The organism is Streptomyces sp. NPDC050439 (assembly GCF_040655335.1).
GTDB lineage: Bacteria > Actinomycetota > Actinomycetes > Streptomycetales > Streptomycetaceae > Streptomyces.
The window spans coordinates 126,679-141,147 of record NZ_JBFAJT010000009.1; the positions used below are offsets into that span (position 1 = coordinate 126,679).

Annotated in this window: 12 protein-coding genes and 1 riboswitch; of the genes, 1 reads left to right on the forward strand and 11 read right to left on the reverse strand. The window is 69.5% G+C overall.

Annotated elements, in window-relative coordinates; all coding sequences use genetic code 11:
* Positions 1 to 31: 31 nt before the first annotated feature.
* Positions 32 to 2,539, forward strand: coding sequence for an FtsX-like permease family protein (locus AB0I66_RS33100; protein ID WP_363211675.1), 2,508 nt, complete (start codon positions 32 to 34; stop codon positions 2,537 to 2,539).
* Positions 2,540 to 2,607: 68 nt separating this feature from the next.
* On the opposite strand, the gene AB0I66_RS33105 is transcribed toward AB0I66_RS33100, so the two are convergent.
* From AB0I66_RS33105 to AB0I66_RS33155, 11 genes are all read right to left on the reverse strand, one after another.
* Complete coding sequence (locus AB0I66_RS33105; RefSeq protein WP_363211676.1) at positions 2,608 to 3,903, reverse strand: cyclopropane-fatty-acyl-phospholipid synthase family protein; 1,296 nt, start codon at positions 3,901 to 3,903, stop codon at positions 2,608 to 2,610.
* A gap of 200 nt (positions 3,904 to 4,103) precedes the next feature.
* Entirely contained in the window at positions 4,104 to 5,507 is a 1,404-nt protein-coding gene (locus AB0I66_RS33110) for an NAD(P)/FAD-dependent oxidoreductase (protein WP_363211678.1), read from the reverse strand.
* Between the two features lie 398 nt (positions 5,508 to 5,905).
* Positions 5,906 to 6,832, reverse strand: a complete 927-nt coding sequence (locus AB0I66_RS33115) for a Ppx/GppA phosphatase family protein (protein WP_363211680.1) — start codon at positions 6,830 to 6,832, stop codon at positions 5,906 to 5,908.
* Complete coding sequence (locus tag AB0I66_RS33120) at positions 6,829 to 7,383, reverse strand: DUF501 domain-containing protein (protein ID WP_363211681.1); 555 nt, start codon at positions 7,381 to 7,383, stop codon at positions 6,829 to 6,831. The genes AB0I66_RS33115 and AB0I66_RS33120 overlap by 4 nt, the downstream gene beginning before the upstream one ends.
* Before the next feature lie 65 nt (positions 7,384 to 7,448).
* On the reverse strand, positions 7,449 to 7,931 hold the full coding sequence (locus AB0I66_RS33125; RefSeq protein ID WP_363211682.1) for a septum formation initiator family protein: 483 nt from the start codon (positions 7,929 to 7,931) through the stop codon (positions 7,449 to 7,451).
* 138 nt (positions 7,932 to 8,069) lie between these two features.
* Positions 8,070 to 9,350, reverse strand: coding sequence for a phosphopyruvate hydratase (gene eno, locus AB0I66_RS33130; protein ID WP_363211683.1), 1,281 nt, complete (start codon positions 9,348 to 9,350; stop codon positions 8,070 to 8,072).
* 226 nt (positions 9,351 to 9,576) lie between these two features.
* Positions 9,577 to 10,284, reverse strand: coding sequence for a transglycosylase family protein (locus AB0I66_RS33135; protein WP_363211684.1), 708 nt, complete (start codon positions 10,282 to 10,284; stop codon positions 9,577 to 9,579).
* Positions 10,285 to 10,287: 3 nt separating this feature from the next.
* A riboswitch (cyclic di-AMP (ydaO/yuaA leader) is annotated at positions 10,288 to 10,482 on the reverse strand.
* Positions 10,483 to 10,663: 181 nt separating this feature from the next.
* Positions 10,664 to 11,656, reverse strand: a complete 993-nt coding sequence (locus tag AB0I66_RS33140) for a transglycosylase family protein (RefSeq protein ID WP_363211685.1) — start codon at positions 11,654 to 11,656, stop codon at positions 10,664 to 10,666.
* 163 nt (positions 11,657 to 11,819) lie between these two features.
* The gene (locus AB0I66_RS33145) at positions 11,820 to 13,133 is read right to left on the reverse strand and encodes a cytochrome P450 (protein WP_363211686.1); all 1,314 of its coding nucleotides are present in this window, start codon (positions 13,131 to 13,133) and stop codon (positions 11,820 to 11,822) included.
* Between the two features lie 76 nt (positions 13,134 to 13,209).
* Entirely contained in the window at positions 13,210 to 13,461 is a 252-nt protein-coding gene (locus AB0I66_RS33150) for a PIN domain-containing protein (RefSeq protein WP_363211688.1), read from the reverse strand.
* The gene (locus AB0I66_RS33155) at positions 13,458 to 14,444 is read right to left on the reverse strand and encodes a nucleoside triphosphate pyrophosphohydrolase (protein WP_363211689.1); all 987 of its coding nucleotides are present in this window, start codon (positions 14,442 to 14,444) and stop codon (positions 13,458 to 13,460) included. Before AB0I66_RS33155 ends, AB0I66_RS33150 begins: the two co-directional genes overlap by 4 nt.
* Positions 14,445 to 14,469 lie beyond the last annotated feature (25 nt).

Here is a 14,469-nt window from a genome sequence, read left to right on the forward strand (position 1 = left end):
TCCGCCTTCTCCCCCACCAGGACTCACACCCATGTTCCGTACCGCCCTGCGCAACGTGCTCGCGCACAAGGCGAGGCTGTTGATGACGGTCCTCGCCGTCATGCTCGGCGTCGCCTTCGTCTCCGGCACCCTCGTCTTCACCGACACCTTCGGCAACGCCTACAAGAACAAGTCCGCCAAGAGCTTCGACCACGTCTCCGTCGCCATCCAGCCGTGGGGCGGCGAGGCGGACGAGACCAAGCAGAAGCCGCGCCTGACCGACTCCCTGCTCAAGAAGGCGGACGGCCTGCCCGGAGCCGACTCCGCGATCGCCGGCGTCAACGGCTTCACCGCGCTCGCCGACAAGGACGGCAAGCTGGTGGGCGGCGAGTGGGGCACTTCGGGCGCCAACTACTTCCCGGGCAAGGACGGCAAGGACCCGCGCTACGACTTCACCAAGGGCGCCGCCCCGAAGTCCGCCAATGACATCGCCCTCGACTCCCGCACCGCCGAGCGCACCGGATACAAGGTCGGCGACACGGTCCGCTACTCCACCGACGGACCGGTGAAGACGGCGAAGATCAGCGGCGTCTTCGACACCGAGGACGGCAGCGTCCTCGCGGGCGGCAGCCTGGTGGTGTTCGACAACGACACCGCGCTGAAGGTCCTCGGCAAGACCGAGTACGACGAGATCGACGTGAAGGCCGCCGCGGGCACCTCCGAGACGGCGCTCAAGAGCTCGGTCGACAAGATCCTCCCGAAGGACTCCAAGGCCCTGACCGGTGCCGAGCTCAAGTCCGACCAGGACGACATGATCGAACGGCAGACCAGCTCGATGAGCCAGGTGCTGCTCATCTTCGCGGGCATCGCGCTCTTCGTCGGCATCTTCATCATCGCCAACACCTTCACCATGCTGGTCGCCCAGCGCACCAAGGAGCTCGCGCTGATGCGCGCCGTCGGCGCCTCGCGCCGCCAGGTGACGCGCTCCGTGCTCATCGAGGCGTTCATCGTGGGCCTGGTCGCCGCCGTGACCGGCTTCGCGCTCGGCATCGGCGTGGCCCTCGGCCTGGAGTCCCTGATGAACTCCGCGGGCGCCTCGCTGCCCGACGGGCCGATCATCATCTCCCCGACGACGATCGTCGTCGCCCTGATCATCGGTGTGGTCGTCACCATGCTGGCCGCCTGGCTGCCGGGCCGCCGCGCCGCGAAGATCCCGCCGGTCGCCGCGATGAACAGCGTCCACGCGACGCCGACCACGCGCGGTCTCGTCGTGCGCAACACCATCGGCTCGATCATCGTCGCCATCGGCGTGGTCATGCTCCTCGCGGACGACAACTACGTGATGGCCGGCGGCGCCGCGACGATCCTCGTCGGCGTCATCGTCCTCACCCCGCTCCTTTCGCGCCCGTTCATCGCCGCCTCGGCCCCGCTCCTGAAGCCGTTCGGCGTCCCGGGCAAGCTGTCCCGGCTGAACGCGGTGCGCAACCCGCGCCGCACGGCCTCCACCGCCTCGGCCCTGATGATCGGCCTGACCCTCATCACGGCGATGACGGTGGTCGCGACCTCGATGAGCACCGCCATCAACAAGATGGCCGCGGACTCCCTGAAGGCCGACTACACCGTCTCCATGGCGAACTACCAGCCGCTGACCCCCGAGGTCCGCGAGAAGCTGGACAAGCTCCCGGCCGTCGAGGCGAGCAGCCCGCTGCGTGAGGCCTACGGCGAGGTGGAGGGCTCGTACTCCTCGGTCTACGGCATCGACGAGAAGGCCTTCGGCAAGCTGGCCGGCCTGGACTTCACCAGCGGCTCCCTCGCGGGCCTGAGCGGAAAGTCCACGCTCCTGGACAAGGAGACCGCGGACAAGAAGGGCCTGAAGACCGGCGACACGATCCCGGTGAAGTTCGACGACGACAAGACGGTCAAGCTGAAGATCGCGGGTGTCTACAAGCAGAACGAGATGCTCGACGGCCTGTTCACGCCGCTCGCCGTGGTCGACCCGCACCTGTCCAAGATCACCGACCAGCAGGTCCTGGTGAAGATGAAGGACGGCGTCTCCGACGCGTCCGAGGACTCCATCGTCAAGGCCCTCGGCGACAACCCGGCCATCAAGATCCAGGACAAGGACGCCATCAGCAACGAGATCGGTGGCGCGATCAACATGATGCTGTACATGCTCTACGGCCTCCTGGCGATGGCCATCCTGATCGCGGTGCTCGGCGTCATCAACACGCTGGCCATGTCGGTCTTCGAGCGGAAGCACGAGATCGGCATGCTGCGGGCCATCGGCCTCGACCGCGCGAAGGTCAAGCAGATGGTGCGCCTGGAGGCGGTCATCATCTCCCTGTTCGGCGCGGTGCTCGGCATCGGCCTCGGGATCTTCATGGGCTGGGCCGCGGGCAACAGCATCGTCGGCTCGCTGAAGACGTACACGATGGAGATCCCGGTCGGCCGTATCGCGGTCTTCCTCGCGATCGCGGCGCTCGTCGGTGTCCTCGCGGCGGTGTGGCCGGCCCGCAGTGCGGCCAGGCTGAACCCGCTCATGGCCATCAAGAGCGAGTAGCGCGGAAGCAGGCGACAGAAGCGGGGCCCCGGACGCACACGCCGTCCGGGGCCCCGCTCGCGTACGTCCTACTGCCAGGCGCGGGCCCGCAGCGGCATCCCGGAGGTGCCGGCCTCCGGGGTCTTCACCGCGAGGACCTGGTTGACGCCGATGCGGTTGCGCTCGAAGGAGAGCGCGGAGGCCGCCATGTAGAGGCGCCAGATGCGGGCGCGGCCGGGCGAGGTGAGCCGCTGGCCCTCCTTCCAGCGGGCCTCCAGGTTGGCGACCCAGCGGCGCAGGGTGAGGGCGTAGTGCTCGCGGATCGCCTCCACGTCACGCACCTCGAACCCGGCGCGCTCCAGCTGCGCGACGGTGGACCCCACGGGGGCGAGCTCGCCGCCGGGGAAGACATAGGCGTCGATGAAGGCGTCGACCTCGTAACTCGACTCGTCGGCCTGCGGGCGGCGCGCGATCTGGTGGTTGAGGAGCCGGCCACCGGGCTTGAGGAGGGCGTGCAGGTCCTGTGCGTACTCCAAGTACCTCTCGGCGCCGACGTGTTCGGCCATGCCGATGGAGGAGATGGCGTCGTACGGACCGTCGCGCACGTCGCGGTAGTCCTGGACGCGGATCTCGACCCGGTCGGTCAGGCCCTCCTCCGCGATGCGTTTCCTGGCGTACGCGGCCTGCTCCTGGGAGAGCGTGACGCCGACGACGGTGACACCGTGCTCGCGGGCCGCGTGGATCGCCATGGAGCCCCAGCCGCAGCCGACGTCGAGCAGGCGCATGCCGGGCTTCAGGGCGAGCTTGCGGGAGATGAGGTCGAGCTTGTCGCGCTGGGCGTCCTCCAGGGTGCCGTCGGGCGACTCCCAGTAGGCGCACGAGTAGACCATCGAGGGGCCGAGCACCAGCTCGTAGAAGTCGTTGCCCACGTCGTAGTGGTGGCTGATGGCCTGCCGGTCGCTGCGCTTGGTGTGCAGGTGGAGGGTGCGCCGCCTGCGCATCTCCTCCGGCGGCGGGGCGGGCGGCAGGAAGGGCGCGGCGAGTCCGATCAGGCCGCGGGCTGCGGCGCGGAACCGCGGGTCGCGCAGCGACTCCCTGAGACTCTTGGCGTCCTCGTCGCGCTCCCAGATGAACCCGGCGAGCCGTTCGAGCGCGGCGTACAGATCGCCCTCGACGTCCAGGTCCCCGGCCACCCAGGCGCGGGCCAGGCCCAGCTCGCCCGGCTTCCACATCAGACGGCGCAGGGCGCGGCGGCTGCGTACAACGAGGATGGGGGCACCCGGCGGGCCTGCTTCCGAACCGTCCCAGGCACGAATGCGCACGGGGAGCGGGGCTCCCAGCAGTTGTTCGGCGAGGCTCTCTAGCCGCAGTGCGGCGTGTGGCATGGTGCACACCTCCGTGACGGAAATCCCGGACAGCTCAACACCACGTAAACACCAACACGACGCTTGCGCAGTCCCGTTGCCGCGTCACGGATCGGCAAAATAAGTGTAAGCACCATGTATACGGCGCCGGGAAAGCCCGAAGGGGCCGCCCGCACCACGGATGGCGGACGGCCCCTTCGGGGTGGATCAGTGACCGGAGGTCAGGAGGCCTTGGCCTTCTCCTCGGCCTTGACGGCCGGGGCCTCGGCCTTGGCCGCGGCGGGCTTCGGCGCGGGCTTGGCGGCCTCGTAGAACTCCTCGCGAGGAGTCTCCATGGCACCGAGCGAGACGACCTCACGCTTGAGGAAGACCGCGAGAGTCCAGTCCGCGAAGACGCGGATCTTGCGGTTGAACGTCGGCATCGCCATGCCGTGGTACGCGCGGTGCATGTACCAGGCGAGACGGCCCTTGAGCTTGATCTTCATCTTGCCCATGACGATCATCGCGACGCCCTTGTGCAGGCCGAGACCGGCGACCGCACCCTTGTTGGCGTGGCTGTACTCCTTCTGCGGGAAGCCCCGCATGCCGGAGATCACGTTGTCGCCGAGGACCTTGGCCTGACGCAGCGCGTGCTGGGCGTTCGGCGGGCACCAGGCGTTCTCGTTGCCGGCCTTGCGGCCGACCATGTCCGGGACCTGGGCGTTGTCGCCCGCGGCCCAGATGTAGTCGGTGCCCTGGACCTGGAGGGTCGTCTGGGTGTCGACGTGGCCACGGGGGCCGAGCGGCAGACCGAAGCGGGCGAGCGCCGGGTTGGGCTTGACGCCCGCGGTCCACACGATGGTGCTGGAGTCGACCTCGAGGCCGTTGTTGAGCACCACGTGGCCGTCCACGCAGGAGTCCATGCCGGTCTTGAGGTAGACCTCGACACCGCGGCCCTCGAGGTGCTCCTTGCCGTACTGGCCGAGCTTCGGGCCGACCTCGGGGAGGATCTTGTCCGCGACGTCGACGAGCACGAAGCGCATGTCCTCGCGCTTCACGTTGTTGTAGTACTTGGCCGCGTCGCGGGCCATGTCCTCGACCTCACCGATGGTCTCCGCACCCGCGAAGCCACCGCCGACGAAGACGAAGGTCAGCGCCTTGCGGCGGACGTCCTCGTCCGTCGTGGAGTCAGCCTTGTCCAGCTGCTCGAGGACGTGGTTGCGCAGGCCGATGGCCTCCTCGATGCCCTTCATGCCGATGCCCTGCTCGGCGAGGCCGGGGATCGGGAAGGTGCGGGAGACCGCGCCCATCGCGATGACCAGGTAGTCGAAAGGCAGCTCGTACGCCTCGCCCACGAGGGGGGCGATCGTGGCGACCTTGCGGTCCTGGTCGATGGTGGTGACCCGGCCGGTCAGAACTTCCGCCTTGGGCAGCACGCGTCGCAGCGGGACGACGACGTGCCGAGGCGAAATGCTGCCGGCGGCGGCTTCGGGGAGGAAGGGCTGGTAGGTCATGTACGACCGGGGGTCGACGACCGTGACGGTCGCCTCTCCGTAGCGCATCTTCTTGAGAATGCGCCGAGCTGCGTACAGGCCTACGTACCCACCGCCTACTACGAGGATCCTGGGACGCTCCGTGGTGCTCATGCCATCGAGTATCCACCTGCCCGGCGGGGGTCGCTCGTGCGCCCCTTCACAAGCATGGGTGGACCCTCTGCTATAGTTCGCCGCCCACGTGACGCAGGCCATAGAGCCCCAGGGGAACCACGGGATGACCCGGGACGTTGTGCACCCCTTGTGAGCTGCCGCTCTGGCCCATCGGACGCAGTGGACCACTCGATGGACCCACCCTCCGGACCCCCTCCCGAACCTTCACTGTCGTGGGTCGCGGGGCCCTCTCGGGTCACTTTTAGGGGTCCGGAACCCCTGAACATCGACCAACCGAGCCGATTTCCTTGTGAAGAACTTCACGAACTTTCCCGACGGCATGTCGTCGGGGGCCCTTCCGGGCCCCTCGACAGCCGCTCAGACGCTACATCAGGCGCTCAGGCGATCGACCAGCCGATGCCGTCGAGGATGTCGTGCTCACTGACGACAACCTCCCGCGCACCGGTCCTTTCCATGATCGAAAGGAGGACGAGGGCGCCCGACACGATCACGTCCACGCGCCCCGGATGCATCACCGGGATCGCGGCCCGCTCGTCGTGCGTGGCCCCGGCCAGACGGCCGACGATCTCGCTCACCTGCTCGTAGGAGACACGGGAGTGGTGGATCGCCGCGGAGTCGTACGCGTCGAGGCCGAGCGCGATCGCGGACACCGTCGTCACCGAGCCCGCGAGGCCGACCAGGGTGCGCGCCTCGCGGATCGGCACCGTCTCCTCGGCCAGGTCGAGCGCGGCCGTGATGTCGGCGCGGACGGCGGCCAGTTCGGCGAGCGCGGGCGGATCGCTGCGGATGTGCCGCTCCGTGAGGCGCACACAGCCGATGTCGACGGAGCGGGCGGCGCGGACGGTGTCGTCGCCGACGACGAACTCCGTGGAGCCGCCGCCGATGTCGACGACGAGATACGGCTTGGCGAGGTGATCGCTGCCCGTCAGCTCCTTCGTCGCCCCCGTGAAGGAGAACTCGGCCTCCTGGTCACCGCTGATGACCTCCGGCTCGACGCCGAGGATGTCCAGGACCCCGCGGACGAAGTCGTCGCGGTTCTCGGCGTCGCGGGAGGCGGAGGTCGCCACGAAACGGACGCGTTCGGCGCCGTGGGCCTTGATGACCTCGGCGTACTCGCGGCACGCGGCGAAGGTCCGCTCCAGGGCCTCCGGGGCCAGACGGCCCGTCTTGTCCACGCCCTGGCCGAGGCGGACGATCGTCATCCTGCGGTCCAGGTCGACGAGTTCACCGGTCCGCGGGTCGGCGTCCGCCACAAGGAGGCGGATGGAGTTCGTGCCGCAGTCGATCGCGGCGACGCGGGTCATGCGGGCTCTCCCGTGCTCTCCCCCGCGGGCTCACCCTCCGCGAGGGACACGCACGCTCCCTTGCGCCACCACTCCGGGAGCATCGCGATCGCCTCGTCGCCCAGCGGATTCACGCCGGGACCCGCGGCCAGCGAGTGGCCGACCAGGACGTGCAGGCACTTCACGCGGTCCGGCATGCCGCCCGCGCTCGGGAAGCCCTCCAGGACCTCGATGGCGTCACGGCGCGCGATGTAGTCCTCGTGCGCCTTGCGGTAGGCCGCGGCCAGCTCGGGGTCCGTCTTCAGACGCTCCGACATCTCCTTCATGACGCCGTTGGCCTCAAGGGTGCCGATCGCGGACGCGGCCCGCGGGCACGTCAGGTAGTACGTCGTCGGGAACGGCGTCCCGTCGGGAAGGCGCGGCGCCGTCTCGACGACGTCCGGCTGCCCGCACGGGCAGCGGTGGGCGATGGCCCGCAGGCCGCGCGGCGGGCGGCCGAGCTGCTGCTTGAATGCCTCGACGTCGGCGTCGGTGGGCTCGGTGCGCGGGGTGGTCGGCGGGGGCGTTTCCATGCCTGTCTTTCGATCGGTTCCGTAGAGGTTTCTGTGGGGCTCAGTCGTCGTGGGGCTTACGGAGCTCAGCCGTCGTCGGCCGGGCGGTCCGCCTTGTCGACGCCGTCCCATACGTTCGAGTACCAGGGCCTGGCGGCGGCCCCCTGGTCGGTGCGCTGCTTCTGCGCCGCCTCGGGGTCGATCACCGTGTAGCCGGTCTCACCCGGCATCACATAGTGCAGCCGGTCCCGGATGCGCTGCTCCGCGTACGCGTCGTCACGCCAGCGGGCCTTCTCGTCCTTCAGCCTCTCGACGTGCTCGCGGCGCTCGGCCTGCTCCTTGCGCTGGTCGGCGATCTCCGCGCGCTGGGAGACGTACTGCCTTATCGGGTAGGCGAGCGCGACGACCAGCGAGCACAGCACGAGCGCGAGGAGCGCGGCGCGTCCCGTGAGCCGGGAGCGGCGCGCCTGGCGCTTGGTCTGGGAGCGGTAGACACGCTCCGCGGTCTGCTCGCCGAGCAGCCGCAGCCTGGTCGCGGTGGAGAACCGGTCGCGGTCCTTCACGGCCATGTGTGCCGCCTCCCCGATACGTACGAACGTCCCCGCACACGGTACGGGACCGAGTACGGGGACGTACGTATCTACTCAGCGGAGCCGAGCACCTGAGCTGTTCAGCCCTTGAAGCGGGGGACCGCCGAGCGCAGGGCGTCAGCCCTTGAAGCGGGGAAACGCGCTACGGCCCGCGTACACCGCGGCGTCGTCCAGGATCTCCTCGATGCGCAGGAGCTGGTTGTACTTGGCGACGCGCTCGGAGCGGGCCGGGGCGCCGGTCTTGATCTGGCCGCAGTTGGTGGCGACGGCGAGGTCGGCGATGGTGACGTCCTCGGTCTCGCCGGAGCGGTGCGACATCATGCACTTGAAGCCGCTGCGCTGCGCCATCTCGACGGCGTCGAGGGTCTCGGTCAGCGAGCCGATCTGGTTGACCTTCACCAGGAGGGCGTTGGCCGACTTCTCCTCGATGCCACGGGCGAGGCGCTCGGGGTTGGTGACGAACAGGTCGTCGCCGACGAGCTGGACCTTGTCGCCGAGCTTCTCGGTGATGACGTTCCAGCCGGCCCAGTCGTCCTCGAACAGCGGGTCCTCGATGGAGACGAGGGGGTACGAGGCGACGAGCTCCTCGTAGTACTCGGTCATCTCGGCGGCCGAGCGGGACTTGCCCTCGAAGTCGTACGAGCCGTCCTTGTAGAACTCGGACGCGGCGACGTCGAGCGCGAGCGCGATCTGCTCGCCGGGGACGTAACCGGCCTGCTTGATGGCCTCGAGGATGAGGTCGAGCGCGGCGCGGTTGGACTCCAGGTTCGGGGCGAAGCCGCCCTCGTCGCCCAGGCCGGTGGAGAGGCCCTTGTCCTTCAGGACCTTCTTCAGCGTGTGGTAGACCTCGGTGCCCCAGCGCAGGGCCTCGGAGAACGACTCGGCGCCGATCGGCGCGATCATGAACTCCTGGATGTCGACGTTCGAGTCGGCGTGCGACCCGCCGTTCAGGATGTTCATCATCGGAACGGGCAGCAGGTGCGCGTTCGGGCCGCCGAGGTAGCGGAAGAGCGGGAGGTCGGAGGCCTCCGACGCGGCGTGCGCGACGGCGAGCGAGACGCCGAGGATGGCGTTGGCGCCGAGCGAGCCCTTGTTGTCGGTGGCGTCGAGGTCGAACATCGCCTGGTCGATCAGGCGCTGCTCGGTCGCGTCGTACCCGACGAGCTCCGGGCCGATCTGCTCGATGACGGCGAGGACGGCCTTCTCCACGCCCTTGCCCATGTAACGGTTGGGGTCACCGTCACGGAGTTCGATGGCCTCGAAAGCACCGGTGGACGCACCGGACGGAACGGCGGCACGACCCGTGCTGCCGTCGTCGAGGCCGACCTCGACCTCGACCGTGGGGTTGCCTCGGGAGTCCAGGATTTCCCGGGCTACGACGACGTCGATGGACGGCACGAGCATCTCCTTCTGGGATGTGACGCGGGTACGCGAGGCGTTGGCCTCGCGGACACGAGCCTAACCGGCTCCCGGACAAGAGCCAGCCGAGCGACCGTCCTGTGGACAAACCGAGAGCAAAAAGTTTCCGAACGGAACAAACATACCCCGCCCCGGTGCGTACGGGGGATACGCGCACCGGGGCGGGGTGGACCCGAGGGGACGGGGTGGGGACGGCAGCTACCGCTTAGCTCAGGTGGAGCTGCTGACCGGGGAAGATCATGTCGGCGTTCTCGATGATGTCGCCGTTGAGCTTGTACACCTTGTGCCAGCCGCCCTTGACGTCCTCCGCCTTGGCGATCTTGGAGAGGGTGTCACCCTTCTTGACCTTGTACTCGCCGTCACCCTTCTTGACCGTCTTGCCGGTCGGGGTCTCGACGGTCTTCTTGGACTCGGCCTTCGGCGCGGCCTCCGCCTTCGGAGCGGCCTGCTGCGGCTGCTCGGTCTGCGGCGTGGGCTGGCTCTTGGGCTGCTCCTGGGTCTGCTGCGGGGCGCTCTCCTGCGCACCGCCACCCTCGTTGGAGGCGCCCGAGAGGCCGACACCGCAGCTCGGCCAGGCACCCTTGCCCTGACCCGCGAGGACCTTCTCGCCGATCTCGATCTGCTGGGCCTTGGAGGCCTTGTCGGCGGTGGGCGCGTACTTCGTGCCGCCGTACGCCGCCCAGGTGGACGACGAGAACTGCAGGCCGCCCGTGTAGCCGTTGCCGGTGTTGATGGACCAGTTGCCGCCCGACTCGCACTGGGCGACGGCGTCCCACTCGGAGTTCGTGGCGGCGGAGGCCTGGCCGGCCGCCATCAGCGGGGCTGCGACCGCGACACCGGTGACGCCGGCGAGCGTGGCGACACGGGTGGCCTTGGACGGGCGGCGGTGCTTGCCCTTGCTGGAAAACAGCATGAGTGATCCCCTCACCGACGCCTGCGAGGTGAGCTGTCGGGTTCGGGCCGATGAAGTTGCCCGGCCGCACTTCCTGAGTGCGACTTAACCCCTAGCCGTTCCCGTCCGTCTCCCCGCCTCGCTCTCGCGAGGCCGTTCAACGGCCGGGCCCGGCGGAAACCTTGGGTCCCCCGCTCCTGCCTACGGCGCTTACGCGACGACTGTTCCCGAACGGCCGTTGGCAGGACTCGGCGTACCGACCGGCGGGGCCCGCTGTGGCGAGCGGTCACGACCGTAGACATGCGATCGCCCGAATTTCAAAGACGATCAGGGCTTCTGAGACCCATGTCTCACTTGCGCCAATTGGGACATCAAGCGCAAAGCGACTCGCCAACTACCCCTACTTTTCGCCCAAATCGAGGCTCTGACCGGGAAGGATGAGGTCGGGGTCGGTGCCGACCGACTTCTCGTTCTCGGCGTACAGCTCGGTCCACCCGCCCTGCACCTCCAGGTCGTCGGCGATGACCGAGAGGCTGTCCCCGGAACGGACCGTGTACGTCCCGTCGGTGACGTCGTGCTCGCGCTCGTCGCCGCGTGAGGCGTGCCGGCCCGAACCCTCGCGGGCTGAGCCTTCGGACGCCTCGTCGTCGGCGCTGCCGCCGCGGTGGCGGCCTTCGCCCTCGCCGGTGGAGGGGGTGGGGGCGGGCGAAGTGGCCTCTTCGCGCCCGGACTTGTCCGGGTCACCGGACTTGGTCGAGTCACCGGCCTCGGCCGACTCGTCCGAGTCATCCGACTTGCCCGACTCGTCGTGATTCTTGTCTCGTGACGCGTCGTCGGCGTCCGGCTTCCCGGACGGCTCGGCGTCGTCCGAGGGGTCGGCCGACTCGCTCGGCGACGCGTCCGTCTCATCCGACCCGCCCGGCTTCGACGACTCGTCGTCCGAACCGGTCGATTCCGACGGCTCGTCAGAAGGGATGGTCGTGATCGGGGCGCCCGGGTCGACGTCGGCGGCGGCGCCGCCCTCGGTGAGACCGGCGACCGGCGCGCAGCTCGGCCAGTGGTCGGGCCCCTGGTCGTCGAGAATCTTCTCGGCCACGGAGATCTGCTGGGAACGGCTCGCCTGGTCGGCGCTCGGCGCGAAGTCGAGGCCGCCGTACTCCTCCCAGGTCTCCTGCGAGAGCTGGAGCCCGCCGTAGTAGCCGTTGCCCGCGTCCGAGCTCCAGGATCCGCCGCTCTCGCACTCCGCGACCTTGTCCCACGTGGCGGTGTCCGCCGCGCTCGCGCTGGTGGCGCCGAGCAGCGGGATCGCGATGGCCGATCCCGCCACTCCTGCCGCGACGATCAGGGCCGGGGCCTGGCGGGGGCGTCGGTGACGACCATTGCCGGAGAGCATGCGGTTGCCTTTCGCGTGACTGGAGCGACGACTGCGGCACGGGATGCCGAGTCGTCGGTGAACGTAGCGGCAGTCGAACGCTTGTCACAAGTCGATGCAGCGGAGATCACGTGAAAGTCACAGTCTTGACGGTCCGTCAGCTAAACGTCGTTCCAGGGGTCGATTATTTGCTCTGCTGTGCGGGTGTGAACTCCACGGGAAGCGTGCGCAGTCCCCGCATGATCAGCCCGCCGCGCCATCTCAAATCACCAGGTTCCACCGCCAGGCGCAGGTCAGGGAGGCGCCGCAGGAGGGTCGCGAGGGCGGCCTGCCCTTCGAGTCTGGCCAGCGGTGCGCCGAGACAGTAATGAATGCCATGGCCGTAGCCGAGGTGTTGGTTGTCGCGGCGGGAGAGGTCGAGCGTGTCCGGCCGGTCGAATCGCGCGGGGTCGCGATCAGCGGCGGCGAGGACCACGAGGACGGGGTCGCCGGCGGCGATGTCCTCCCCTCCGACGGTCAGCGGCTCGGTGGCGTACCGCCAGGTGGCGAGTTCGACGGGACCGTCGAAGCGGAGGAGCTCCTCCAGTCCCGTTTCCAGGAGGCCGATGTCGCCGCCCGCGAGCGACTCCTGGAGCCGCTCGCGCTGCTCGGGGTGGGTGAGGAGGGCGTACGTGCCGTTGCCGATGAGATTGACGGTGGTCTCGAATCCCGCGAAGAGAAGGATGAAGGCCATCGCGGCGGCCTCGTTCTCGGTGAGGTGCTCGCCGTGGTCGGAGGCGCGGATGAGTCCGGAGATGAGGTCGTCGCCCGGCTCCAGCCGCTTGCGGTGGATCAGCTCGGCGAGATAGCCGCGCATCTTCTTGACGGACCGGGCGACCCCGCCCCTGGGCCCTCCCCCGTGCCGGATCATCATGCCCGCCCAGTCGCGGAAGTCGTCCTGGTCCTCGCGGGGGACGCCGAGCAGGTCGCAGATCGCGTAGATGGGGAGCGGGAAGGCGAAGTCGTGGATGAGGTCGGCCTCCCCCTTCTCCGCGAACTGGTCGATGAGGTGGTCGGTCAGTTCCTGGACGCGGGGGGCGAACTCGGCGATACGGCGGGGCGTGAACGCCTTGGAGACGAGGCGGCGCAGGCGGGTGTGGTCCGGCGGGTCGATGTTGAGCAGATGCGTCATGAGGTTGGCGCTGCGCTCGCCGGGGATGCCGGTCTTGCCCTTCGCGGGCTCGCCGTGATGGGCCGGGTTCTTGCTGAGCCGCTGGTCGGCGAGCGCCTGCTTGGCGTCGGCGTACCGGGTGACCAGCCATGCGTCCACACCACTGGGCAGCCGCGTCTTGCGCACGGGCGCGTGCTCGCGGAGCCAGGCGTAGGCGGGGTAGGGGTCGGTGGCGAACTCCCAGGTGAAGAGCTCTGGTGCGACTGGCCCCTGGGCCTCGGACACGTGGGCCCCTGCGGGGCAGGCAGCGGGGGTGTCCCCGGCGGGGGCGGGCGGCTGGTCTTGCATGGGACGACGTTATCCGGCGCCGTCATCACCGGCTCCGCCGAGTTCGTCCTCAAGCGCCGGACGGGCCGGAAGCCTCCTACGCCGGGGCGCTCACCGGAAAGCCGAGCTCCTCGGCCGCGCGAGCCAACTCCTGGTCATAGGTGACGAACTCCGTGATGTCCTGCCGGAAGGGGTCGGCGCTCGCCAGGTGAATGGCGTCGAGCGTGCCGAGCCGCGGGGTGCGATAGGCGGCGGCTCGCGCCATGACCGTGGTGGTGACGTCGGCCAGATAGACGCCGCGTACGGCCTGCCCCGCAAAGAAGAATCGGTGGCTGCGCGCGCCCCTCAAGCCCCCGTCCCCGCACCCTCCGCCGCCAGCACCGCATCCCGGTAAGCCCTTGCCGCCGCCCGCAGGGCCGCCTCCGGGTCGACTCCGTCCGCCTCCGCGCGCAGCGCCAGCGCGAGGAGTTCGTAGCCGACTCCTTCCCCGGAGGGGACCGGCACCTCCAGGCCCGCCGTCCGTGCCCGTGAGGCCAGCTTGGCGGTGAGGGCCAGGCCCGGCTGGCCCAGGGGGATTCCCTCCGTCACCGACGCGCGCTGCTTCTCCTCCGCCTTCGTGCGGAGCCAGTGCGCCTTGACGTCCTCGGGGGTGTCCGCCGAGTCGTCGCCGAAGACGTGCGGGTGGCGGTGGATGAGCTTCTCGACGATCGTGCCCGCCACGTCGTCGACGGAGAAGGGGGATTCGGCGTCCTCCTCCGCGATACGGGCGTGGAAGACCACCTGAAGCAGGACGTCGCCCAGCTCTTCGCGCAGTTCGTCCCTGTCGCCCTCCTCGATCGCCTCGACCAGTTCGTACGCCTCCTCGATCGCGTACTTCGCCAGGCCCTTGTGCGTCTGCTGGGACGACCAGGGGCACTCGACCCGGATCTGGTCCATGACCTGGACGAGGTCGAGGAGCCGCGCGCCCGGCAGGTCGTACGACGCCGGGAGCAGCTCCAGGTCGGGCATCGCGACGCGGCCCGAGCCCGCGAGCCTCGCGAGGCCGTCCGTCAGGGCGCTGTCGCCCTCGGCCGTGGCGACGACGAGGACCGTGCGGCCGCCGGCGCAGGCGTCGACGAGCTCCTGGGCCGTGGGCGACGTCTGCTCCACGCGCACGCCCGCCTCGCGCAGGTACGGCAGTTGAGGGTGCGCGGCGTCGGCGCACAGGACCTCGTCGGCCCCGTGCAGGGCCTGCCACGCGGGCCAGGACAGCAGGCCGGGGGCCACCCGGTGGCTGGTGGTGAGGAGGATGACGCGGCCGGGGGCGTCGGCCGGGAGCGTGGTTGCGTTCACCCGTCGAACGTAACCCACGCCGCCG